This is a genomic window from Dactylosporangium sp. NBC_01737 (assembly GCF_035963215.1).
Classification (GTDB): domain Bacteria; phylum Actinomycetota; class Actinomycetes; order Mycobacteriales; family Micromonosporaceae; genus Dactylosporangium.
The window spans coordinates 5,968,556-5,990,941 of sequence record NZ_CP109153.1; the positions used below are offsets into that span (position 1 = coordinate 5,968,556).

Annotated in this window: 22 protein-coding genes; 11 read left to right on the plus strand and 11 right to left on the minus strand. The window is 69.5% G+C overall.

The window, feature by feature from the left end; all coding sequences use genetic code 11:
* Positions 1 to 83: 83 nt before the first annotated feature.
* Both OHA72_RS26795 and OHA72_RS26800 read right to left on the minus strand, forming a co-directional pair.
* Positions 84 to 896, minus strand: a complete 813-nt coding sequence (locus OHA72_RS26795) for a polysaccharide deacetylase family protein (RefSeq protein WP_327010553.1) — start codon at positions 894 to 896, stop codon at positions 84 to 86.
* Positions 897 to 1,045: 149 nt separating this feature from the next.
* Positions 1,046 to 1,432, minus strand: coding sequence for a PLL family lectin (locus OHA72_RS26800; protein WP_327010554.1), 387 nt, complete (start codon positions 1,430 to 1,432; stop codon positions 1,046 to 1,048).
* Between OHA72_RS26800 and OHA72_RS26805 the strand changes: the two genes are divergently transcribed.
* The 3 genes from OHA72_RS26805 (at position 1,431) to OHA72_RS26815 (ending at position 3,468) form a co-directional block, all read left to right on the plus strand.
* Positions 1,431 to 2,264 (plus strand): IclR family transcriptional regulator, encoded by an 834-nt coding sequence (locus OHA72_RS26805; protein WP_327010555.1) that lies wholly within the window; start codon positions 1,431 to 1,433, stop codon positions 2,262 to 2,264. The genes OHA72_RS26800 and OHA72_RS26805 overlap by 2 nt on opposite strands.
* A 131-nt stretch (positions 2,265 to 2,395) precedes the next feature.
* Positions 2,396 to 2,953 carry an RICIN domain-containing protein gene (locus OHA72_RS26810; protein ID WP_327010556.1) on the plus strand — a complete coding sequence of 186 codons (558 nt, stop codon included), beginning with the start codon at positions 2,396 to 2,398 and terminating at the stop codon, positions 2,951 to 2,953.
* Positions 2,954 to 3,027: 74 nt separating this feature from the next.
* The gene (locus OHA72_RS26815) at positions 3,028 to 3,468 is read left to right on the plus strand and encodes a hypothetical protein (RefSeq protein WP_327010557.1); all 441 of its coding nucleotides are present in this window, start codon (positions 3,028 to 3,030) and stop codon (positions 3,466 to 3,468) included.
* Between the two features lie 375 nt (positions 3,469 to 3,843).
* Here OHA72_RS26815 and OHA72_RS26820 read toward each other — a convergent pair whose 3' ends face one another.
* From OHA72_RS26820 to OHA72_RS26830, 3 genes are all read right to left on the minus strand, one after another.
* Positions 3,844 to 4,701: a PhzF family phenazine biosynthesis protein gene (locus tag OHA72_RS26820; protein WP_327010558.1), complete on the minus strand. Its 858-nt coding sequence runs from the start codon at positions 4,699 to 4,701 to the stop codon at positions 3,844 to 3,846.
* On the minus strand, positions 4,701 to 5,225 hold the full coding sequence (locus OHA72_RS26825) for a carboxymuconolactone decarboxylase family protein (RefSeq protein ID WP_327010559.1): 525 nt from the start codon (positions 5,223 to 5,225) through the stop codon (positions 4,701 to 4,703). Before OHA72_RS26825 ends, OHA72_RS26820 begins: the two co-directional genes overlap by 1 nt.
* Before the next feature lie 126 nt (positions 5,226 to 5,351).
* Positions 5,352 to 5,639, minus strand: coding sequence for a winged helix-turn-helix transcriptional regulator (locus OHA72_RS26830; RefSeq protein ID WP_327010560.1), 288 nt, complete (start codon positions 5,637 to 5,639; stop codon positions 5,352 to 5,354).
* A 147-nt stretch (positions 5,640 to 5,786) separates the two neighbouring features.
* Between OHA72_RS26830 and OHA72_RS26835 the strand changes: the two genes are divergently transcribed.
* From OHA72_RS26835 to OHA72_RS26855, 5 genes are all read left to right on the plus strand, one after another.
* Positions 5,787 to 6,335: an HAD family hydrolase gene (locus OHA72_RS26835; protein ID WP_327010561.1), complete on the plus strand. Its 549-nt coding sequence runs from the start codon at positions 5,787 to 5,789 to the stop codon at positions 6,333 to 6,335.
* Between the two features lie 71 nt (positions 6,336 to 6,406).
* Entirely contained in the window at positions 6,407 to 6,769 is a 363-nt protein-coding gene (locus OHA72_RS26840) for an EthD family reductase (RefSeq protein ID WP_327010562.1), read from the plus strand.
* A 663-nt stretch (positions 6,770 to 7,432) separates the two neighbouring features.
* A complete protein-coding gene (locus OHA72_RS26845) occupies positions 7,433 to 8,167 on the plus strand; it encodes an MBL fold metallo-hydrolase (RefSeq protein WP_327010563.1) in 735 nt (244 codons plus the stop codon).
* The gene (locus OHA72_RS26850; protein WP_327010564.1) at positions 8,164 to 9,186 is read left to right on the plus strand and encodes a Gfo/Idh/MocA family protein; all 1,023 of its coding nucleotides are present in this window, start codon (positions 8,164 to 8,166) and stop codon (positions 9,184 to 9,186) included. Before OHA72_RS26845 ends, OHA72_RS26850 begins: the two co-directional genes overlap by 4 nt.
* A complete protein-coding gene (locus OHA72_RS26855) occupies positions 9,092 to 10,537 on the plus strand; it encodes an aminotransferase class III-fold pyridoxal phosphate-dependent enzyme (RefSeq protein ID WP_327010565.1) in 1,446 nt (481 codons plus the stop codon). The genes OHA72_RS26850 and OHA72_RS26855 overlap by 95 nt, the downstream gene beginning before the upstream one ends.
* A gap of 73 nt (positions 10,538 to 10,610) precedes the next feature.
* On the opposite strand, the gene OHA72_RS26860 is transcribed toward OHA72_RS26855, so the two are convergent.
* The gene (locus OHA72_RS26860) at positions 10,611 to 11,651 is read right to left on the minus strand and encodes a Gfo/Idh/MocA family protein (protein WP_327010566.1); all 1,041 of its coding nucleotides are present in this window, start codon (positions 11,649 to 11,651) and stop codon (positions 10,611 to 10,613) included.
* A gap of 200 nt (positions 11,652 to 11,851) precedes the next feature.
* Between OHA72_RS26860 and OHA72_RS26865 the strand changes: the two genes are divergently transcribed.
* The 3 genes from OHA72_RS26865 to OHA72_RS26875 are packed head-to-tail and all read left to right on the plus strand — an operon-like array spanning position 11,852 to position 16,238.
* Positions 11,852 to 13,744, plus strand: coding sequence for an ABC transporter permease (locus OHA72_RS26865; protein ID WP_327010567.1), 1,893 nt, complete (start codon positions 11,852 to 11,854; stop codon positions 13,742 to 13,744).
* A 13-nt stretch (positions 13,745 to 13,757) separates the two neighbouring features.
* Complete coding sequence (locus OHA72_RS26870; RefSeq protein WP_327010568.1) at positions 13,758 to 15,092, plus strand: ABC transporter substrate-binding protein; 1,335 nt, start codon at positions 13,758 to 13,760, stop codon at positions 15,090 to 15,092.
* A 51-nt stretch (positions 15,093 to 15,143) separates the two neighbouring features.
* On the plus strand, positions 15,144 to 16,238 hold the full coding sequence (locus tag OHA72_RS26875; protein ID WP_327010569.1) for an ABC transporter ATP-binding protein: 1,095 nt from the start codon (positions 15,144 to 15,146) through the stop codon (positions 16,236 to 16,238).
* 224 nt (positions 16,239 to 16,462) lie between these two features.
* On the opposite strand, the gene OHA72_RS26880 is transcribed toward OHA72_RS26875, so the two are convergent.
* From OHA72_RS26880 to OHA72_RS26900, 5 genes are all read right to left on the minus strand, one after another.
* Positions 16,463 to 17,167 (minus strand): SDR family NAD(P)-dependent oxidoreductase, encoded by a 705-nt coding sequence (locus OHA72_RS26880; RefSeq protein ID WP_327010570.1) that lies wholly within the window; start codon positions 17,165 to 17,167, stop codon positions 16,463 to 16,465.
* Between the two features lie 107 nt (positions 17,168 to 17,274).
* On the minus strand, positions 17,275 to 18,534 hold the full coding sequence (locus OHA72_RS26885) for a threonine synthase (protein WP_327010571.1): 1,260 nt from the start codon (positions 18,532 to 18,534) through the stop codon (positions 17,275 to 17,277).
* 26 nt (positions 18,535 to 18,560) lie between these two features.
* Positions 18,561 to 20,033: a M81 family metallopeptidase gene (locus tag OHA72_RS26890; protein WP_327010572.1), complete on the minus strand. Its 1,473-nt coding sequence runs from the start codon at positions 20,031 to 20,033 to the stop codon at positions 18,561 to 18,563.
* 13 nt (positions 20,034 to 20,046) lie between these two features.
* On the minus strand, positions 20,047 to 21,312 hold the full coding sequence (locus OHA72_RS26895; protein ID WP_327010573.1) for an aspartate aminotransferase family protein: 1,266 nt from the start codon (positions 21,310 to 21,312) through the stop codon (positions 20,047 to 20,049).
* 166 nt (positions 21,313 to 21,478) lie between these two features.
* Positions 21,479 to 22,252, minus strand: a complete 774-nt coding sequence (locus tag OHA72_RS26900; RefSeq protein WP_327010574.1) for an IclR family transcriptional regulator — start codon at positions 22,250 to 22,252, stop codon at positions 21,479 to 21,481.
* Positions 22,253 to 22,386: the final 134 nt, after the last annotated feature.

A 22,386-nucleotide genomic window follows, 5' to 3' on the forward strand; every position in this document is an offset into this window, starting at 1 on the left:
CCGGCCCAGTCGCGGATCTGCTGGTTGCACCGCCGGCACTGCGATGCGACGAACGCGCAGCGGTTACCTACCCGTCGCGACCGTTACAGCCCGGCGGTGGGCAGTCCCGCCAGGGTGAAGCGTTCCTGGAGCCAGGGCAGCAGGTACTGGTAGGCGGTGATGGTGTTCGGCTGGCCGTTGTCGTGGGACAGCACGATCGAGCCTGGGCGCGTGTGGCCTTTGACGTGGTTCACCACGCGGGAGATGTGCGCCGACGCGCCGTTGTCGTGGGTGTGTTCCCAGTCGCGCGGGTCCACGTCCCAGGAGATCGAGTCCATGCCCAGCGAGCGCGCCTTCGCCACGAGGGCGGGTGTGAAGTTGCCGCCGGGCGCACGGAAGTACCGGATCGGTACGTCGGTGCCGACCGCCGCGTGGATCATGTCGTTGGTGTGTCTGAGGTCCCAGTCGATGTAGGTGTCGTCGCGCTGGGCGAGGTTCAGCAGGTGCTGCCACGAGTGGTTGCACAGGGTGTGCCCGTCGGCGTGGATGGCCCGGACGAGGTCGGGCCGGTCGCGGACCCGGAACCCGACCATGCAGAACGTGGCGTGGATGTGCCGTTCCCGCAGCATGGCCAGCAGTTTGGGGGTGTTGATCGGGTCCGGTCCGTCGTCGAAGGTCAGGGCGACCGCTTGGCTCCTCGTGGTGATGAAGGCGCCGAAGCGTCCGTCGCCGTCGTGGAAGGTCGGGCTGGGTGACGGGGGCGGCGACGTGGTGGGGCTGGGCAGGGGCGCGGCGGCGGCCGGGACGGCGGACACGGCCGGCTGCGGGGGCCGTGTCACGGTGATGCTGTCGCCGGACAGCGTGACCAGCAGCAGCACCAGCACGGCGGCCGGCAGGCCGAAGATTGCGAAACGCACACCTGCCAGACGGGCGGACACCGCGACAGGGTTGCACGCCGCACCGGCCGCCGAGCCGGCGACCCGGTCAGTAACTGAAGGTCACGGCGGGATCGCTACGGGGTCGCTACAGGGGTCTTGCGCCACGGAGTGCGTCCCGGTCGAATACCTCAGCCTCGGAATGTCTTCCGGTACACGTACGTCTGACCATCCCGGCGGGCGAAGAAGACGTCCACCCTGTTCGGTCCCCAAGAAGCGACGGCCGGGGGACGTGCCGCATCGATCTGGTTTGTCGCCGTGTCGTCCAGTGGGGTAGGTGGCGTGTTCCAGCCGTGACCGTGAATCCATCGGCGGTCGACGAGTTGTCCTCCGGAGTTGTAGAGCACATGGATGGAGTTCAGTTGATCGGCCACGGCGGACGGATCGGAGCTCAGGGATCCTCCGAGGTCCTCTTCGCCGGCCGCCGCGCCGTTGCGGTCCTGCAACGAGCTCCACACGACGTCGATGCGGTTCGGTCCCCAGGACACGGCGGTCGGACACGCCATCATGGATCGCATGGACGACCACACGGTCGCCGGCCGAGTAGTGGTCATACTCGACGCGGTCGCACGCCTGGGCGGCGGGACGTCCCTGGCCGCCCTCACCCGTGCGACGGGCCTGCCGAAGCCCACGGTCCGGCGCATCGCCGCCGACCTGGTGGCGCGCGGCCTGCTGCAGCGCTGTGAGGACGGGTACCGGCTTGGTCCGCACCTGCTGCAGCTCGGTGTACACGCGGCCGAACAGCAGGGTCTTCGCGGCGCCGTCACTCCGCACATCCAGGACCTGTTCGCGAGGACCGGCGAGATCGTCTGGGCCAGTGCCTTCACCGACACCACCAACGCGATCGTGAGCCACGCCTTCGGCAGTCACCGTGCCGCCGACATGCGCCGCCCCTGGCCGACCGCGATCCGTAACGCCGGTTTCCTGGCCAGCGCGGTCGGTAAGATCGTGCTGGCAGACCGGCCAGACCTCGCCGCGGAGGTGCGCTCACACCCGTTGCCACGGCTGACCCGGTACACGCCAACCAACTGGGCGCAGGTTTCGCGGACCATCGAGGGTGTGCGCGACGGCGGGGTGGCGATCGAACACGAACAGACCATGCTCGGCTACAGCTGCATTGCCGCACGAGTCCTCGGCCGTGACGGCAATGCCGTTGGCGCCATCGGCATCATCGGGCGGACAGGCAGCTTCGTCGCCGAGCGTCTGACCCGGCCGGTGCTCGACGCGGCGTCCGCGATCAGCCGCATCGTCTCCACCGTGTCTCCCGATCCGCCGCGCCTCGTCTCGCCGACTGCCGGCGACGCCGACGTGGCCGACCAACGCTGGAAGTCCATCGAAGGCGCACGGTAGTCCCGGACGCGGTTGCCCAGAAGCAGAATTACCGCGACCGGGTCACTCAGTGACACGAAGGGCTGTCGTCGTCCCCTCAGGGTGCCTGAACGTGGAACGTGACAGCTTGACCATTGCCGGTAGGGGGCAGCATGAACCGCTGGATCAGTAAGCTCGGGCGGGCCGGAGCGGCTCTGCTCGTCGTCGCCGCCGTGCTCGTGCCCGCCGGTGGCGCCTCGGCCGCGGACGAGGTCGACGGCCCGTGGTACATCGTCAGCAGTGCCGCGGGCAACCGGTGCCTCGACGTCCCCGCGCAGTCCGGCGGCGGCAACGGCACGACGCTGCAGGTGTGGGACTGCTATCCGCCCAGTCAGACCAATCAGATGTGGTGGCGGCGCTGGCGCACCAGCAACACCTTCGAACTCATCAGTGCGGCCAACGGCAGGTGCCTCGATGCACCGGCCCAATGGGGCGGCGCCGATGGCAAGCCGATCCAGTTGTGGGACTGCTACCCGCCCAGTCAGACCAATCAGATGTGGCGTCTCATGGCGCCCACGGTCGGCTGGCGGTTGCAGAGCGTCGGGTACAGCAAGGTCGTCCAAGCTGGTCCCGGTCAGGGAAACCAGAACGGGACCGGTGTTCAGAGCTGGTACCTGGATACCGGCAACCTCAACCAGGCGTGGACGCTCAAGAGCCCCAACGGGTTCTAGGATCTGTAGCGCCTGCAGTACGCCGGTGACCCGCCGGGACGGTGGGTCACCCACCGTCCCGGTAGCCTGCTCGTGTGGCGAATCTGCTGGTGCGGCGGAGGATGCTCGTGCATCCGACGTACCGGATGTTCGTGCTGCACGACCCGGAGTGCGACGACAGCTCGAATTTCAACGAGGCGATCGTCGCGGCGATCGCGGACTCTGTCGGCTGGGCGTATGGCATGGTCGCCGTCACCACCGTCGCGGAGGTCGGCCGGGTCCCGGTGACCGTCGAGATCTGGGACGCCGCGGCCGAGGACCCTGGTGCGGCCTGGTTCACCGACCTGGACTTTCCCAGCGGGCGGTACTGCATCGACGCGGCCGTCGAGGCGGAGGACCGGCTCGGCATCGACCTGCCCGGCGGGCCTGCCGTCTATCGCGTCCATCTCACCGCCCGGCGCGACGCCGAGGAGGAGTACCTCTTCCACCTGTGGCGGATCGCAGACTCGCCGCCGTTGCCGGACGACGACGAGTAGGCCGGCGTTTTTGTCATACCCATGTGGGCGCTCGTGCCGGCGGTGTTGAAGGCTGGCTTCGGCGAGCCTCGCGTCGACGTGCACGGCCGTGACGGATCGGTACAACGAGGCGTTTCAGCGCCAGTTCTCGGGCGAATCGCATCCAGGTCGCGGCCAGCTCCGGTCGTTCGCTGTGCTCGCCGGCCAGGATCTCGACGCAGGCTTGCGCGCCGTGCTGGGCCATGGCGGCGGTGACGGGGCTGGGGCGGCGCGGCGGTCCGGTCGGCACCCCTTGGCACTGGTTGCCACCTTGACAGCGCACTGATCTGAGCCGATGACCGTGCAGCCGATCATCGCCAGGAAAGGAAGTCGCTCGAGCGCGGATCGCTTGCTGTTTCAGCCGGGAACGATGGGCGGGCCGAGGTCGACCACTCCGCCGATTCTCGCGACGATGCCGGATCCGGTACGGGTCGCGCTCGCGGAGATCGATGATGGTCTCTTGAGTGTGTCACCCTGGTGGACTTCGATGTCGCCGTTGCCGGAGGTGTCGAGGAGGTGGGCGGCGAGGCAGCCGACACTGTTGGCGTTCGCGATGTCCTCGTTGATCCCGATCGCGGGGGCGAACATGCGGGCTGCCGCCGTTCTCGCGGTCGGCGAGAGTGCGTAGGTGAAGCAGCCGAGATATCCGAGTCGCCGGCACTCGGTTGCCAGCCGATCGAAGTCGGGCTGCATGGACTGCAGCGTCCCGTGATCCTGGACGGGGACGAGCAGCCGTGGCGTGCCCGGCGAAGCGACTCGTACGCCGGCGGCGATGTCCGCTCGTTGCAGGCCGAGGGCCGCGATGATGCCACCACCGGTGGCGTCGCCGTCGTCAGCCAGGACGATGGCGCCTTGGTCGAACCAGACTTCGATGCCTTCGCGACGGCGGATGGCGGTCGTGGCGAAGGTGCGGCCTGCGGTGCGCTGGCACCCGCGGTGCTCGGTGGCGCCGCTGCGGTGCAGCAGGACGGCTTGCGCGGCGATGGTGCCATGGCCGCAGTTGGTGAGTTCCCCGGCGCTGGTGAAGAAGCGCACCGTGGGCGTGTCCGCTGTGCCGGTGTCGATGAACGCGGTGTGGGAGGTGCCGGTCCTGCGGGTGATGGCGTGCCGGTCGCCGTCGGTGAGCGTGGCGTCGTCGATCACGACCGCGGTCGGGCTGCCGCCCTGCCCGTCGCGGGTGCAGGCGTTCACCACTGCCACCGGTGGGCCGGCCATCAGGTGGGTGTGACGTCGGCGAAGCGAGGAGCACCGGCCTCGAGGTCGACGCGAGCGGCGCGGGCGGCGAAGCAGATCGCGTGGTACCACCCGCACAGCAGGAGCACGTCGAGCAGTTGTCGCTCGTCGAACGATTCCTGCGCGGATCGCCACAGTGCGTCGTTGATGTCGCACGAGTCGTGCAGGGCGTCTGCCATCCGGATGAGCGTGGCTTCGCGGCCGGCCGTCCAGCAGGGATCGTCAGGGCACCCGTGGGTGAGCGAGGTGACCTCGGCCGCCGTGAGTGCAGCACGGTCAGCGAAGACCATCACGTGGACGCCCCACTCGTATTCGCAGCCGCAGCGCGCGCAGATGCGCAGGATGACGATCTCCCGCTCTCGGAGTGTCAGGGTCAGGTCACGGCCGAGTTCATACCTGCCCAAATGGCTCATCGCGACGGTCATCGGCAAGTTCTTGGCCAATGTCCGGAAAAGGCCGATGGGAGGCACGCCGGCCGGCATCATCGTGGCGAGTTGTGCCGCCACGTCTGGCGTGAATGGCGGTTCGAGCGCTGGGATACGGGCCACAACCCCTCCAGGTGATTCGGATTCAGAAGCACCGTAGCGATTCGGTTTCCGAAGCGCCAGGGGGCGGGGCGGTGCTTCAGGGGTTCAGTGTTCGCCGTCCTCGCCCAGGGCCGAGGCCCACGCGTCGGACCAGCGGGCGAGCGGACGCAATGCCTGGTAGGCGCCGCGGCCCAGCTCGGTGAGCGTGTAGGCCGCGTCCGGCTGCTGGGCGACGAGGTGGGCGTCAAGGAGCTCGGTCAGCCGTTGCCGCAGGACGCTGGAGGACATGTTGTCGCAGCGCTGCTGCAACGCGCGGAACCCGACCGGCCCCTGTCGCAGCTCCCAGACGATGCGCAGGTTCCAGCGGCGGCCGAACAGGTCGAGGGCGGCCATGAGAGGTCGCCCGGTGCTCGATCCGCGTACCGGCCGGCCTGGCCTCGGTGCCGTCATCGCCTGTGCCACCCCTCTTGATGCTTCGAACTTCGATACAGTACCGTCCGCTGTGGTGATTCGATTTCCGAAGCGATGGGGGAGGGCTTCGTGAGGCGACTGCGCGGCGTGGCCGCATCACCTCCACGACATCGGCGCGGGCCCTACCGACAGGGCAGTGACGTCGACGTCGACGGCGTGCTCGTCGATTCGTACCTCGCGTACCGCCGGATCTGGAGCCGATGGGCAGACCACCGCAACCTCGATCCAGATCTGGCCTGGTCACACACCCACGGCCGGGCCGTCGACACCATCCAGGTGGTGGCGCCACACCTCGACGCCGCCGCCGAATACCGGCTGATCAGGGAACTCGTGACCCACGAAGACGGCAGCTTTCCCGTGTACCCCGACGCCGCCGCGGTGTTGGGCCTGCTGAAGGACCGGCGGTGGGGCGTCGTGACCTCAGGCCGGACGGCCACGGTCCTACACCGCCTGCGTGTCGGTGGGCTACCCGATCCTCCGGCCCTGGTCGACAGCAGCCAGATCCTGCGCGGCAAACCCGAGCCGGAGGGCTACCTGCGCGTGGCCCAGCTCCTCACGATGAACTCGCCGGCGCGCACCACCGCGCCGACACCCTCCCCGTCATCACCGACTGGCTAAACAGGACGCAACCGTAACCAAAGGAACCGAACGATTCGATCTGATCGTTGCCGATGCGGGCCGTTGGCTCCGTGCCCGCGATCCGCGCCGCTCAGGTCGCCAGCTACTCAACGGAGGTTCTCATGCACAAGCTGGTGGTCCTGTACCCCCACCCCGCCGATCCCGACCACTTCCGGGACTACTACGTGACCAACCATCTTCCGCTGGTCACCCGCATGCCCGGCCTGCTCGCGTGGCGCTACAGCTTCGACGTCGCAGCCACACAGGGACAAGCGCCATACTTCGCGATCTTCGAAGCCGAGTTCGCTGACGCTGCGACCATGAACGCGGCGAGAGCGTCGCCGCACGGCCAGCAGGTGGCCGCCGATGTCGCCAACTACGCCACCGGTGGTGCGGTCGTCATCCACTACACGGTGCAACACGGCACCGGCTGAGCCTGAACCCGGACGAAGCGCCCCACGTCCAAAGAGCGCCACGTCGGCCTCAACACCAACGGCGCCGGCCCCGGCGGGTCAACACCGCGACCGTCATCACCGCCGTGACCGCGTTTGTTCGGTCGCCTGAGTGCGGGCTCGAGCCGCTCGATCGAACGCCGAGGAACTGCCGCCGAAAGGCCCTCGCCAAGCCGAGAATCGCTCGAACCGAACCCCGCGAAGGAAGGTGCGCTGCCCCCGACACGTTGTTGACCTCGACACAGAGAACGTGCAGTTGCAGGCAAAGGCTTTGGTCGACCGGCGAGACGCATGCGGCGAATTGTCTCGGCCGCTGATCGGCTGCGCGTTCATGCCGCGTCGCGCCGCGACCAGCGCCAACGCCCATCACGCCCCGCAGTCCGGATGTCAGCGCCGGCCGCAGCGCGCCTGTTGGTCCACGCGCGCCCGGTGAAATGTGCTGGCCGGGTCACGGTGGCCCACACCGACCGGATCGATCGGGTCTGTTGGAGAACAGACGTACATACCCGCAGGAGGAACTGGGTGATGCGCCGCAGCGAAGCGCGGTGCGTGCGCACCGCCGATCGCGGCCCGTGCAGGCGTTCAGCACAGTGCCGACGAAAGGACCACTGGCCAAGCCACCTGACCTCTGGTTAGAGTGCGGCGATGCGACTGTCGGAGCATGTGCACCTGGTAGGGAGCGGCTGGCTCGGCTATTCGCTCTCCGACCGCCACGACGGCCATGTCTACCTGGTCGAGGGCGGCACGGCGTCCTTCCTCATCGACGCGGGGTCCGGGCTCGACACGGCGAGAATCGCGGCCCGGATCGAGGCCGCGCAGGCGCCCCCCGTGACTCACATCCTGGTGACCCACGGCCACGCCGACCACGCCGCCGGCGCGGCTGCCCTCGCTCGGCTGCTCGGCGCCGAGATCTGGTCGTCGCCTGAGGTGGCCCGGATGCTCGCCGAGGCCGATGAGGTCGCTACCGGTCTGGCGCTCGCGCGCTCCGCAGGCGTCTACCCGGCCACGCTGTCGCTGACGCCGACCGAGGTGCACCGGCGGCTCGGGGATGAGACGTTCAGCATCGGGGCCGCGACCGTACGCTGCATGCCCACACCCGGTCATGCGGTGGGGCATGCCTGCTATCTCGTCGATGTGGACGGTGTCCGCGCTGTCTTCACCGGTGATCTCGTCTTCGCCCGTGGGAGGGTCGCCGTGCTGGGCACCACCGAAACCGACGTCGGCGCGCTGCGCGACAGCATAGCCGCGGTGGCTGCGACTGCACCCGGCGCGCTCTTCCCGGGTCACGGCAGCGTCGCCCTGAGCGACGTGGACCGCCACCTGGCGGCGGCCCTCGACGCCTTCGATCGCGGTCAACTGCCGCCGGGGCTGCTGCCATGAACGCCATCCCCGACACGAGTGGTGCTCCGGAGCGGCTCCGGGTCGGCGTCTGCGGGTTGGGCTCCATCGGGCTGCGCCATGCCCGGCTGCTGGCGGAATCGCCCGGGGTCCGCGTCGCGGCCTTCGACGCGGCGCCGCACGGGCTGCGGCTGCCACCGGCGGTCGAGGCGAACCTGGCGATTGTCTCCTCGTTCGAGGAGCTGCTCGACGCGGCGCCGGACGCACTGGTGGTGGCCACCCCCGACGCCCTGCACGCGCCGCAGGCGATCGAGGCCTGCCGGCGGGGGATCACGGTACTGGTGGAGAAGCCGGTCGCCGACAGCGTCGCTGCGGCCGAGGAACTGGCCAGGGTGGCGGCGCAGAGCGGCGCGCGGGTGCTGGTGGGATACGTGCTGCGCCACTACGCGGTGCTGCGACGGGTTCGGGAGCTGCTCGCCGACGGAGCCGTGGGCACGCCGGTCTCGGTGCACGTCAACCTCGGCGCGTACGAGACGCTGAGGGTGGCCCGCAACCGGTTCTCCGCAACGGACCGCTACCGGCTGCCGTACGACTACAGCCACGAGTGGGACTACCTGCAGTGGCTGCTGGGTCCGGCGGCCGAGGTCGCTGCGGTCGCCCGTCTCGCCGGAGATCTCCCGCTGCGTCAGGATCCCAACGTCATCAACGGAGTTGTCGCTTTCGCCTCCGGTGTGACCGGGACGTTCCACCTGGACTACGTGCAGGAAGGGCAGGGCCGCCGGCTCGACGTCGTCGGAGACCGGGGCACGCTGCGGGCCGACCTCGCCAGGGGTCGCGTCACGGTGCGGGCCCACGCTGACGCCCTCACCCGTTCCTACGACTGTTCCGAGGAGCGTGATGTCGCGTTCGGCCGCCAGCTCAGCCACTTTCTGGACGTGGCCCGTGGTGTCGCGGTCCCGCTGGTGAGTGTCGAGGACGGGATCCGGGCGCTGCGGGTCGCCGACGCGGTCGTGGCCGCATGCGACGGAGCGGGTTGGCGGAGCGTGGACGTTCGCATCTAGTGAAACAGCTCTTCCGCTACATGAAATGCGGCCGTACCGTGGGGCGATGACGAACGAGTCGGTTGAGCGTGAACGGCGAGTACTCGCGCGGATACCTGGTGGCGCGCAGCTGCTCTCCAAGCGGCCGGAACAGTTTGCGCCGGGTCAGTGGCCGCGGCACTATTCGCGTGCCAAGGGTGTGTATACCTGGGATCTCGACGGTCACCGGTACGTCGACATGAGCACCAGCGGGATCGGCACGTGTGTGCTCGGCTTCGCCGACGACGAGGTGGACTCCGCCGTCCGTGATGTCATCGCCAACGGTTCCATGAGCACACTGAACTGCATCGAGGAGCTGGAGCTCGCCGAACTGCTCTGCGAGCTGCATCCGTGGGCCGACATGGTCCGCTACGCGCGCAGCGGTGGCGAGGCGCTCACCATCGCGGTCCGGTTGGCCCGGGCAGCCACCGGACGGTCGACGGTGGCGTTCTGCGGCTACCACGGCTGGCACGACTGGTATCTGGCCGCGAACCTCGCCGGCCCGTCGAGCCTCGACGGGCATCTGCTGCCGGGCCTGGATCCCAGCGGCGTCCCGGCCCAGCTGGCCGGCACCGCGTTCGGGTTCCGGTACAACAGGTTGGACGAGCTCGAGGCGATCGTCGCCGAGCATCAGCTCGCCGCGATCGTGATGGAGCCCATCCGCGAGCATGATCCCGAGCCGGGGTTCCTGCCGGGCGTGGTGGAGCTGGCCCGCCGTGCGGGTGCCGTCCTCGTCTTCGACGAGGTGACCTCGGGCCTGCGCGTCAACACCGGTGGCATACATCTCGAGCTGGGTGTCGAACCCGATGTGGCGGTCTTTGCCAAGGCCATCGGCAACGGCTATCCGATGGCGGCCGTGGTGGGGCGCGCGGCTGTACTGGAACACGCGCAGCGTTCCTTCGTCAGCAGCACGTACTGGACCGAGCGGATCGGGCCGACAGCGGCGCTCGCCACCCTGCGCCGGCACCGGGCCAACTCGGTGGGGACGCGCCTGACGGTGGTCGGCGCGGCCGTACAGGCCGGCTGGCGGGCTGCGGCCGAGGAGGTGGGGCTGGCCGTGCGGATCCACGGCATCGCGCCGCTGAGCCACCTGCGTTTCGTGGAACAGCCGCAGCCCAGCGTCACCCTCTTCACTCAGCTGATGCTCGACCGGGGGTTCCTCGCCGGTGGCTCGTTCTATCCGTCCTTCGCGCACCAGGACGAGCACGTTGAGGAGTACCTGGCCGCGGTGCGCACCGTCTTCGCCGAGATCCGCGCGGCCCAGGACGCCGGACCGGTGCAGGCCGCCCTGCGCGGACCGGTGGCGCATACCGGCTTCACCCGCCTGACCTGACCGTTGGGCCCGACCATGGTCACCGTGGTGCGGGCGGCGAGGCCGATCTCCGCGACACGGTGACCACTGATCGTCAGGATTCGCTGGACACGGCGTACGCGTCGGGCAGGGCGGCGGGCTGGCGGTCCGGGTCGACCGTCTCGGTCCGGCCGGTGAGCATGCTGAGCTCCGCCGCCGCCAAGGTGCCGCACACGATTGCGGCGCTGTCGTACGAGTAGGGCCAGGCGGCCTCGCCGCGGACCGCCGCGAGGAAGGCGGCGATCTCCTTGGCGTACATCGGCTCGTACTCCTCCTGCCAGTCACACAGGACCCGGGAGTACCCGTCGCCGAGGTGCGGCAGCGCGCGCTCCAGGGTGCCGGTCAGCAGGTCGAACCGGATGAAGCCGCGGTCGCCGATCGCCCAGCCCTGACGCGCTGTCTGCGGGCTCGCCATGACCACCGTCAGCTGCCCGGTGGCGCCGGACGCCAGCTCCATCTGCAGCGACCAGCTGTCGGCACCGGGCAGGTCGAGGCCGCCGCGCCGGACCACCCGCCCCGAGGCCGCCACCGGCCTGCCGAAGACGTGGTCGAGTGCGATGAGCTCGAACGGCACCATCTCCCGGGCCGGCGCGGTGGCACGGTGACGGGCGTAATATTCGGCGCCCTCGCCCGGGTGCCAGCTCGGCGCGTCGACCGAGAGCACGTAGCCGTAGGCGTGCAGCGTGCCCAGCTCCTCCCGGACCACCCGGCGCAGTTCCTGGACAAAGGGGTGGAAGTACAGGGTGCAGGAGGGAGCCGCGACCAGTCCGCCCGATGTTCGTCGAGCGCTCGCCGCCACCACACGGGGGTCGAAGGCCCAGATGTCGGCTTCGCAGAAGAAATGCCGGCCGGTGTCCAGCGCCAGTCGCACATAGTCGGTGTGCTGGTCGGGCGGGGTCGAGATGATCAGTGCGTCCGGCTCGGTCGCCATCGCCTCGTCGAGCGAGGCCGTGGTGGCGACGCCGAACCGGCTCCCCGCGGCGGCCCGCCGGTCGTCCCGCTGGTCGAACAGGGTCACCTCGACGCCCTCACACGCGCGCAGGTCACGAAGGCGCCGTGTGCCCATGGAGCCGGCGCCGATCTGCAGGATCCTCATCCCTGTCTCCCTTGTTGTGGACTTGAACTCAACAGTGTCATCAGCCGAAACGACGGCCGGTCCGGCGTTACCGACCTGACATCACACCGTCGGCCAAATGTTACGGCAGATGAAATGCACATTCCATCTGTTGACATGGCGGCGCTCTGCATCGCAGACTTCCGGCACAACGCCGTGACGACAGGCATGCGGGAGGATCGATGACGACGGAAGCGGTACCGGCACGCGAGAGCGTGTCACGCCGGATCTCCCGCCGGGTGGACCGGCTCAGCGACCGCCGCTTCGCCCTGTTGCTGTTCGTGCCGGCAGCCGTGCTCATCGGTGTGATCGTGCTTCCACCGATCGCGGCGGTCTTCGTGATGAGCCTCTACCGGATCGAACTGCTCAAGGATGGACCGACGAGGTTCCTGGGTCTGGACAACATCACCCGGATGTTCAACGACTCATTCTTCGTCGACTCCATTCCGCGCACCCTCTGGTTCGCGGTCGGCACCACCGTGCTCACCATCCCGTTGGCACTGGCCACCGCGCTGCTGATGAACAGGCGGTCGCGGTTCGAGACGCCGCTCGCCGTCGCGTTGCTGCTGCCATGGGCGATCGCCCCGATCGTGACAGGGTTCTTCTGGCGCTTCATCTTCCAGCCCAGCTTCGGGCTGGCGACCCAGGTCAGCAACGGACTCGGCCTCACCGAGGGCGCGGTGCCGTGGCTGCAGGAACCGACCACCGCGCTGGTGCTCGCGATGCTCGCCACGGCGTGGCGATCGGTGCCCCTGCTGGCCCTCATCATCCTGTCCGCGCTCAAGGCGATCCCCAACCAGCTCTACCGCGCGGCCCGGATGGACGGTGCCACGCCGTGGCAGGCCTTCCGATCGATCACGCTACCCAGCATCGGGTCCACCCTGCTGATCGCCACGATCCTGCAGATCATCGTTTCACTGCAGGTCTTCGACCTGCTCTTCCAGCTCACCCGTGGTGGCCCCGGCTTCGAGACGACGACCATCACCTACTACATCTTCACCGCCGCCTTCGACAACCTCAGTCTCGGCTACTCGGCGATGCTGGCCCTGTTCCTCATGGCGATCATCGTCGCTGCGAGCGGTGCGACGCTCTACCTGCGTTCGGGCGGACTCCGCCGCCGCCGTCGCCAGGCGAAGGACTCCGCCGACGAGCCTGCCGGGCGGTTGCGGCTGGACGGCGCGGCGCGGTCGGATCAGCCGCAGGAGTGGCCTGAGGACACGCGCAAGCGGCGCCGGTGGACGCTGCCACCCGCCGCACGACGAGTCGGTTCGACGGTGGCGATCGGCGCGCTCCTCGTCTGGTCGATCGGCCCGACCCTGTGGATCGTGCTGGCCAGCCTGCAGCCGGAGTCCGCTGTCACCTCGGTGCCGCTGGACCTGACCGCGCGGCTGGACTTCTCCCAGTACGTCGACATCCTCACCAACGACAAATGGCTCTCCTCGATCTGGGTGAGCCTGCAGATCACGGTCGGGTCGACGCTGCTGACGCTACTGGTCGGCGCACTCGCCGCGTATCCGCTGGCCCGGCTCGACCTGCCCGGCAAGGGCGCCGCGATCGCGGTGCTCATGTTCACCTACACCGTGCCGGCCATCGTCCTGCTCATCCCGCTGCTGTTCATCTTCAACGCGCTCAACCTCAACGACTCGGTGATCGGGCTGATCGTGGCCCACGTCGCCTTCGGGTTGCCACTGACGATCTGGTTGCTGCGCAACATCTTCGCAAGTGTCCCACCGGCGCTGGAGGCCTCAGCGCGGATGGATGGATGCACCAGGATGGGCACCCTGTTCCGGGTGACCATCCCGTCGGCTTCGGCCGGCCTGGCCGCCACGGCGATTCTGCTGCTCATCAGCGTCTGGAACGAGTTCCTGTTCGCGGTTGTGCTGGGCAACCAGGGCGCGGTGACGGTCACGCGGCGGATCGGCTACATCAACTCGCCGTCGGGGACCAGTGGCGAACCACCCTACACCTACCAGGCGGCGGCGGGCATCGTCGCCGTGCTACCCGTGATCGTTCTGGTGATCCTCTTCCACCGCCGGATCAGATCCGGCTTGAGCGAGGGCTACCTCAAGGGCTGAAGGGGCACAACTCATGAACCAATCTGCATCCCACGGTACCTCCCGGCGTACGCTGCTGCGAAGCGTCTTCGCCGTCGCGGCGGCCACGCCGATCCTCTCTGCCTGCACCGACGACGACCCGGCACCCACTGCGACGAGCCAGGGCGACGGGAAGTTCCCCGGGGTCACGATCAACGTCGCTTGCAACCCATCCAGCGTGCAGGCATGCACGGAGGCCGGCAAGCAATGGGGCCAGGTCACCGGCGCCAAGGTCAACGCCAAGGTGATTCCCTTCGCGGAACGGGCCACCAGCTACGCCTCGTGGATCGTCTCCAAGGACGCGAGCTACGACGTGCTGTACGGCGGCGTCGACTTCATCTCCAACTTCGGCGACAAGCTCTACCTTCCGCTCAAGGACATGCTCGGCGACACCGGCGACTACGTTCCGGCCGCGCTCGGTCAGCTCACCAAGGGCGGTGCGCTGCTCGCCGCGCCACTCTTCGCCGACATGCTGCTCTTCTTCTACAACAAGACCGACTGGTCCGCGGCGGCACTGCCGGAGAAGATCCCGGGGACGTGGGACGAGCTGTACGGGTACGCGCCCAAGCTGACGGTGGGCAACCGCGAGCCCTGCGTGATCCCGTGGAACAACAACGGCGTCCCGTTCTGGATCGCGTTCTTCAACTCCACCAAGGGGCAGCTGTTCAGCGACGACAAGAGCCAGCTGCTCTTCGACAACGACAAGGGCCTCGCCGCCTGGCAGGCGATCAGCCGCGGCTTCCAGTCGAAGTTCTTCGGGCTGGCGGGCGCCAACGCGGTGGGCGACCAGGACACCTCGTTGCTGTTCAACCAGAACCTGGCCGCCAGCCAGGCCGCGACCACCGGCTTCGGCAGCACGGCCGGCAGCACCGACCCGGACAAGAAGTCGGTCATCACCAAGGCCGAGGTCGGCGTCAGCGTGATGCCGGGCATCACGGCCGGCACGAGCGGCAGCGTCATCGTGGCCGAGGGCCTGGGTATCAACAAGTTCACCCGTAACCGCGACGCCGCGCTGAGCTTCGTCAAGTACACCACCGGGCCGGAGTTTCAGAAGCAGATGGTGCTCGGCAAGGCCGGTCAGGTGCTGCCGTCGAGCCGCCTGTCGGTCAGCAAGGACCCTGAGGTGGCCGCGGGCTTCCCGCTCGCGGCGACGCTGGCCGAGCAGGCATCGGCGCAGCTGGCCTGGCCGGGCAACGCCCCGTTCAAATGGAACGCGCCGTTCCTGCTGGGCCTGACCAACCTGTCGAAGGGCACGTGGACGCCCGACCAGGCCCACGAAGAGACGATCAAGGCGGTCAAGAAGCTGATGATCGCCCAACTCGGCTCGTAGGTTGCCTGGCTCATAGCTTCCGGCGTTCGTTGTTTCTCGGAGGAGTTGGACATGGCGGGTATGTCGCTACGGCTGGAATCGATCTACCGTCGCTACGGCAAGGTGACGGCGGTGAACGACCTGTCGCTGGAATTGCCGGCGGGCAAGTTCATCACACTGCTCGGCCCGTCCGGGTGTGGCAAGACCACAACCCTGAATCTGATCGCCGGCCTGGACCAGGCTGACGGCGGCTCGATCCACATGGGCGAGCGTGACATCACCAGGGTGCCCCCGAACGAGCGTGGCATGGCGATCGTGTTTCAGAACTACGCGCTGTACCCGCACATGTCTGTCTTCGACAACATCGCCTTCGGGCTGCGGCTCCAGCGCCGTCCGAAGCCGGAGATCCAGTCCCGGGTCCGGCACACGGCCGAACTGCTCGCCATCGAGCACCTGCTGGACCGTCGGCCCGGGCAGCTCTCCGGCGGCCAGCAGCAGCGGGTGGCGCTGGGGCGGGCGATGGTGAAGAAGCCCGCGGTCTTCCTGCTTGACGAGCCGTTCAGCAATCTCGATGCGGCCCTGCGCGCACGCATGCGGACCGAGGTGAAGCATCTCCACCAGACGCTCGGCACCACCAGCGTCTTCGTCACCCACGACCAGGAGGAGGCGATGACCCTCTCCGACCTGATCGCGGTGATGCGCGACGGCAAGCTGGTCCAGTACGGCACCCAGCACGAGGTCTACGGCAGGCCGCGGGACATGTACGTGGCGACCTTCCTCGGCAAGCCGAGGATGAGCCTCATCGAGGGAAGCCTGGAACGGCACGCCGCCGGAGTCGTGTTCACGGCGCCGGACGTCCGCCTCGAACTCGGCACCGCCGCGTCCATCGGGCTGCGCGACGGCGAGTGGCCGCGGGTCGCGGCCGGCCTGCGGGCCGAGGACGTGTCGCTGGGCGCACCGGGCGGGTTGTCCTTCGACGCGAAGGTCGCCCTGCTGGAGCCGATCGGGTCGGACACGTTCGTGGAACTCGAGGTCGGCGGAGCGACGGTCGTCGCCCGGGTGCCACCCGAGGACCCGGTCGCACTGGGCGACCGCGTCACCGCGGTGATCAAGCCCGGCCGCGTCCACCTCTTCGACCTCGACTCCACCGAGCGCATCATCCGCTAGCGCAAGCCCACTCGGGTGGGTCAACTTCGACTCAGCCCGTCGCGGACACCACAAGGGTCTCCGCCGCGGCCTGCTGCATCGCTGAGCACACGCCGTTGCCGCGCCTTCCGCTCCGAGCCGTCAGACGGCACGGGGCGCCAGGGGCGGCAACGGCGTGTGCTCGTCAAGCGCGCTCAGGCGCCCACGCTTCCACACGCGCGGACTGCGGGCCTGGTCCCACCCGGTCAGTGGGCGGTCCAGCCGCCGTCGACCATGAGGTTCACACCAGTCACATAGCCGGAGGCGTCCGAGGCCAGGAAGACCACCGGGCCCTTGATGTCGTCGGGTCCGGCCAGTCGACCCAGCGGCGTGCGTTCGGCGTAGGCGGTGACGAATGCCGCCGGCTGGTCCGGGGTCGCCAACCCGCCCGGAGACAGGCAGTTCACCCGCACGCCGTGGGGCGCGTAGAAGCACGCGAGGTACCGGGTGAGGTTCACCATGCCACCCTTGTCGAACGCGTAGAAGGCAGGCGAGGTCATCTCGGTGCCCGCGTAGACGTCGAAGGTGGGCCCGACCACACCGTAGATCGAGCCGATGTTGACGATGCTGCCCGAACGTTGGGCCATCATCTGCTCGCCGATGTGTTTCGTGATCAGGAAGAGCCCGGTGGAGTTCACCTCGCTGGTGGCGGCCCAGTCCGCGGCGGTGGTGCGGTCGGGGTCGCTGCCCTGGCGGTGCACCGAGCCGTTCACCAGCACGTCGATGCGGCCCAGCGACGCCACGACAGCATCGCGGAGCTCCACGATGGACGCCTCGTCGGACTGGTCGAGCCGGTGTGCGCTGGCCTCGTGACCGTCCCGGCGGAGGGCGGTGGCGGCCGCCTCGCACGCGGTCAGGTCGCGGGAGGTGACCACCACGTGCGCACCGGCCTCGGCCAGTGCGTAGCACATGTGGCGACCGTAGAGGCCGGCTCCGCCGGTCACGATCGCGACGCGACCGGTGAGGTCGTAGAGGCTGCTGATCGAGCGCGGTGCAGACAAGGCGATCCGGCCTTCCATTAGCGGAGGATGTCCATCGCGGCGGTGATCTGGTCGGCGGTGATCCGGGGCACCGGGTCGTCGCCGGCGAGCCGGGCGAGGGCGCCGGCGTCCTTGTAGCCGGCCCCGGTCGCGACGATCACCGCCCGGTCGGAGGGGTCGAGCCGGCCCGCCGCCGCGTCGGCGAGCAGCCCCGCGAACGCGGTCGCGCCGGCCGGTTCGACCAGGATGCCGTGCCGGCGGGCGAGGATACGCTGCGCATCGAGGATCTCCTCGTCGGTGACCTCGGTCAGGTGCCCGCCGGACTCGCGCACCGCGTCGACCGCGCCGACGCCGTCGAAGAGGACGGCGACCTGCAGCCCGGAGACGGTGGTGGTGCATGGGCCCCGAAGCCCGGTGAGGTCACCGGCCAACGCCGGGCGCAGCGTCGGGCAACCGGCCGGCTGCACACCGACGACCCGGGGGCGCGCACCGTTGGCGATCAACCCGCCGGCGGTGAAGCCACGGCCGATCGCGGAGAGCAGCCCGCCGCCGCCGACCGGCGCATACACCACGGTCGTGGCCGGAGCGTCCTCGGCGATCTCGTACGCGATCGTGGTCGCACCCTCCATCGCCTCGGGGGAGAACCGGCCGCCGGTCAACAGTGGCATCAGGCCCCGGTCGGCGGCGATCGCGGCAATGGTGGTGGCCGCCGAGTCGGTGGCTGCGGCGTCGTGGCCGAGGCCGTCGACGAGATGGACCCGCGCGCCGAGCGCTCGGATCTGGCGCAGCTTGGGCGCGGCGGTGTCGGCGAGCGCGAACAGCGCCGCCGGCACGCCGGCCCGGCTCGCGTAGGCGGCGGCGGCCGCGCCGCCGTTACCGGAGGAGGTGCCGACGCAGCCGGCGAGTCCGCGTTCGCGCACGATGGAGAGGGCGACCGAAGCGATGCGGTCCTTGAAGGAGCCGGTCGGGTTCAGATGCTCGCACTTGACCTGCACGGAGGCGATGCCGGACACGGCACCGGTCAGCTCCACCAGCGGCGTGGCGCCCTCGCCCAGACTTACGATGTTCGCCGGGTCGTGCAGCGGTAGCCGGTCCCGGTAGCGCCAGACCCCGCGCCGCGCCGGGTCCTGCCAACCGCCGGAGGCGGCGGCGTAGCGCACGACCAGTTCTCCGCCGCAGTCGGCGCAGCGGTAGCGCAGGGAGCCGGCTTCCCGGGACCTGCCACAGACGCGGCATTGCAGCCAGAACCGGCCGGACCCGCCATGAGTGGCCCTTCCGCTGCGCTCCGGACCGTTCATGGGCCCTCCACCTTGCTCCGGACCGCTCATGGCTTCACGCCGGGCCGGTCTGCGAAGGTCGTCGGCGGGAGGGTCATCGGCGTTGTGCTGCGGGGAAGTGAGGCCACGTCGATCGGGCAGGCGCCGGGCGTGGCAACCTCGATGACCTCGGCGGCGATGTCACCGAACGCGGCTCTCCAGGCGATGGCGCCCTTCGCGACGATGATCTTGGCGGAGCGGGCGTCCACCCCGACGGAGGAGAGCTGCTCGGCGTGGAACGGCGGCGTCGGCCTCTCGGTCACCACGAGGGTGATGCCCTCGACGCGCAGCACCGCGGTGGTGCCCATGCTGAACTCGCGTCCGGTCATCCAGCTGCCCTGGGTGCGGTAGTGGCCGTCGGTGACGGTGACGACCCGTCCGCGCACGTGCACCGGGTCGCCGTGCCGGCGGTCGGACTTCCCGCCGACCAGCGCTTCGATCTCCGCACCAGTGCCGAGGTCCGCTGCCAGGCGGGCGACCCGCGCGTCGGCCACGGTCACCACGGCGTCCTGTGCGTGCTGGGCCAGCAGTTCGGCGAGCAGTGCGGTCCCGTCGCCGGGGCTGCCGCCGCCGATGTTGTCGGCGACGTCGGCGAGGACGACCGGGCGGGCCGCGCTGGCGATCGCCCGGCGCACGGCCGTGGCGGCGTCGTCGCGGGCCACCATGAAGGCGTCGGTCTGTTCGGTGATGTCGGCGAGGGTCTCGGCGATGACGTCGCGCGCGGCCGCCTCGTCGCCCTCGTCGTGGATGGCGAGCACGCTCATGCCGACCCGGTCGACGTCGCTGTAGGCGAATCCGGCCGGGATGCAGACCCGCACCAGACCCGCGGCGCGGGCCCGGGCCGCAGCCCGTCGCTGCAGCGAGCGCATCGGCTCGGCGTCGGTCGCCTGGGCCAACGGGCAGACCAGCAGCGGAAGCTTGCCGACGGCCGTGCGCAACCGCCGCCCGGCGAACACGTCGCCGAGCAGCCGGGCCGCCTCGCGGCCTCGTTCGCGCATGTCCACGTGCGGGTAGGTGTCGTAGCTGACGAGTACCTCGCAGGACTCGACCAACTCGGGTGACGGGTTGGCGTGCAGGTCGAGCACCGCCGCCAGGGGCACGGACCCGACGGTCTCCCGGACCACCGACAGCAGCGCCGTCTCGGTGTCGGGATAGCCGTCGGCGACCATCGCTCCGTGCAGGTTGACGAGCAGCCCGTCCAGCGGGCCGGCCGCGCGCAGGGCCCGGCCGGCGCGCTCGAGCAGTGCCTCGATGGTGACCCGATCGGCCGGGCCGCACGGCCAGGCGCCGGCCGAGAAGATCGGCACCAGTTCGTGGTCGGGGGAGTCGGCGAAGCCGCCGATGACCGATCCGGTGCCCACGTTCTGCTCGAGAACCTCGTGACCCTGTGCGAGCTCGAAGTCGGCGAAGTCCGCGAGGGTGGCCTGGTGCGTGGCGTAGGTGTTGGTTTCGTGCCAGAGACCGAGAATGCCGACCCGCATGTGCCCGGACCCCCTACGCGTCTGATTCGTTCAGCGCATCGTCCACGCGCTCAAGCGTGGTGGCGAGCTCACGCGGGCCGTGCGCCGCTGAGACGTACCAGATCCCTCGCCCGGCGACCCAGACCCCGTACCCCGCCAGCACCTCGGCGAAGCGGGCGTACCGGGCAAGGTCGAGGTTGCGCAGTTCGCGGTGGTCGGTGACCGGCTCCCGAGGGCCGAACGAAGCGTGGAACGCCATCGGGACACCTTGCACCCGCAGCGGCACCTGGTGCTTGTCGGCCAGTTCGAGGAGCCCGGCCATCAACGCCGTGCCGTGCTCGGCGATGCGCTCGTATGGCGGGTCCGAGGTCAGCAGGTCGATGGTGGCGACCACCGCCGCGGCGGCCATCACGGAGCCGTTGAAGGTGCCCGAGTGGTTGACCTCGCCGGTGCCGAAGCGTTCCATCAGGTGGGCGCGGCCGGCCACGGCCGCGACCGGCCAGCCACCCGCCATGGCCTTGCCGTAGGTGGCAAGGTCGGGCGTGACGCCGTAGCGGGCCGCCGCTCCGCCGAGGGCGACCCGGAAGCCGCTGATCACCTCGTCGAAGATGAGCACCACGCCGTGCTCGGTGCACAGTTCGCGGACGCGCTGCAGGTAGCCGGGCCGGGGCTCGATCGTGCCGGCGTTGACCATGATGGGTTCCATGATGAGCGCGGCGATCTGGCCATGGTGCTCGGCCAGCGCGGCCGCGACGGCCTCCGCGTCGTTCCACGGCAGCACCACCGAGTCGGCGAGCTGCGCGCCGACCTGGCCGGCGCTGGCGGGTCCGGTGCCGGCGGCGTCGACGAGCACGTTGTCGAGCCAGCCGTGGTAGTGGCCCTCGAACCGGATGAACCGCCGGCGTCCGGTGGCCGCACGCGCCAGCCGCAGGGCCGCCTGGACCGACTCGGTGCCGGTCAGGCCGAGCCGGACCATCTCGGCCCAGCCGAGCGCCGAGCAGATCCGCTCCGCGGCCTCGACCTCCAGCACGTGTGAGTTGCCGTAGAGCATGCCGCCGCCGCAGGCGTCGTGGACCGCCTGGTTCACCGCGGCGTTGGCGTGGCCCAGGAAGCTCGGTCCCTGCCCCAGCAGGTAGTCGACGTAGTCGTTGCCGTCCACGTCCCACATCCACGCGCCCTGGGCGCGGCTGAAGAAGACCGGCGGCGCGGACAGCCGCACGTTGGAGTTGACCCCGCCCGGGAGATGACGGCTCGCTCGCGGCCAGTACTCCGCTGACTTGACCCTCGAGGCTTTTGACACCACTCGGCTCCCTTCCGGTGTCCGCCGTGCCGTCCGCGTTCTACCTAGTGGATTTCGCAGACCGACAGTTGAAACTGACACGACGGTAGCCGCCGCCGCGCCCGGTGGTCAACACCGCGCGTGGGGATGGCTGTGCGGATGGTGGATTGCTTGTGGAGAGCGCGCTTCAGGCGCTGGCGTGGTAGTCCCGCACGAGCTGCATCGCAGTGCGGCGCAGCGCCCGGGCGACCGTCTCGACCTTGTCGGAGGTCAACCGGCGGGCCGGCGCGCTCACGCTGATGCCGCACAGGAACGGGATGCTCTCCAGCACGACCGCCACGCAGCGTCCGTCGGGCTGGTTCTCGCAGTCGTCGAGCCCGTATCCCTCGCGCCGGACGCGCTTGAGCTCGGCCAGGTAGTCCTCGACGGAGGTGATCGTGCTGTCGGTGTACCGGAGCATCTGCTCGGCCGACAGGATGGCGCGCACCCGGTCATCGGGCAGCTCGGCGGCGATCGCCTTGCCCAGCGCGGTGGCGTGGATGCTGCCGCGCTCGCCGACACGCGCCGCGAGCCGCATCATCTCGTTGCTCTCCACGACGAGGGCGTGCACGATGTGGGCCCCGTCCAGCACGCCCAGGTTCGTGGTCTCGCCGAGCCGGTCGCGCAGCTTCTCCAGGTGCGGCCGGGCCTGGTTGACGAGCACGTCGACCTGCCGGGTGTGCTGCGGCCGGAAGGCCAGGCCGAGGCGGTACAGGCTGTTGGCCGCATCGCGCTCGACGTAACGGCGGGCCTCGAGGGCCGACAGGTAGCGATAGGCCGAGCTCTTCGGCAGTGCCGTCACCTCGGCGACATCCGAGAGCGACGCACCGTCACGGGATCGCTGCAGCACGTCAAGAATGTCGCAGACGCGCTCGACTGCCCGGATCGGGTAGCTGGCGGCGGACTCAGCCGTCTGCTTCATCGGTCTGTCCTGTCTCGTGACACTGGGGACGCTGGCGCGGTGCGAGTGTGAGATCGCACGGGCGATGGTACCCCTGGTGGGCCCGTGCTGGCGCCTCATCGTAGTCGATTTGTTTCACCTGTCAAAACGCTCTG

Coding starts and splice junctions, on each gene's coding strand:
- OHA72_RS26805 (WP_327010555.1), top strand. CDS start 1,431: ATGGACGACCACACGGTCGCCGGCCGAGTAGTGGTCATACTCGACGCG.
- OHA72_RS26800 (WP_327010554.1), bottom strand. CDS start 1,432: ATGCGATCCATGATGGCGTGTCCGACCGCCGTGTCCTGGGGACCGAAC.
- OHA72_RS26810 (WP_327010556.1), top strand. CDS start 2,396: ATGAACCGCTGGATCAGTAAGCTCGGGCGGGCCGGAGCGGCTCTGCTC.
- OHA72_RS26820 (WP_327010558.1), bottom strand. CDS start 4,701: ATGGCCGGCCCACCGGTGGCAGTGGTGAACGCCTGCACCCGCGACGGG.
- OHA72_RS26830 (WP_327010560.1), bottom strand. CDS start 5,639: ATGGCCGCCCTCGACCTGTTCGGCCGCCGCTGGAACCTGCGCATCGTC.
- OHA72_RS26845 (WP_327010563.1), top strand. CDS start 7,433: ATGCGACTGTCGGAGCATGTGCACCTGGTAGGGAGCGGCTGGCTCGGC.
- OHA72_RS26850 (WP_327010564.1), top strand. CDS start 8,164: ATGAACGCCATCCCCGACACGAGTGGTGCTCCGGAGCGGCTCCGGGTC.
- OHA72_RS26860 (WP_327010566.1), bottom strand. CDS start 11,651: ATGAGGATCCTGCAGATCGGCGCCGGCTCCATGGGCACACGGCGCCTT.
- OHA72_RS26865 (WP_327010567.1), top strand. CDS start 11,852: ATGACGACGGAAGCGGTACCGGCACGCGAGAGCGTGTCACGCCGGATC.
- OHA72_RS26870 (WP_327010568.1), top strand. CDS start 13,758: ATGAACCAATCTGCATCCCACGGTACCTCCCGGCGTACGCTGCTGCGA.
- OHA72_RS26875 (WP_327010569.1), top strand. CDS start 15,144: ATGGCGGGTATGTCGCTACGGCTGGAATCGATCTACCGTCGCTACGGC.
- OHA72_RS26880 (WP_327010570.1), bottom strand. CDS start 17,167: ATGTGCTACGCACTGGCCGAGGCCGGTGCGCACGTGGTGGTCACCTCC.
- OHA72_RS26885 (WP_327010571.1), bottom strand. CDS start 18,534: ATGAACGGTCCGGAGCGCAGCGGAAGGGCCACTCATGGCGGGTCCGGC.
- OHA72_RS26890 (WP_327010572.1), bottom strand. CDS start 20,033: ATGCGGGTCGGCATTCTCGGTCTCTGGCACGAAACCAACACCTACGCC.
- OHA72_RS26900 (WP_327010574.1), bottom strand. CDS start 22,252: ATGAAGCAGACGGCTGAGTCCGCCGCCAGCTACCCGATCCGGGCAGTC.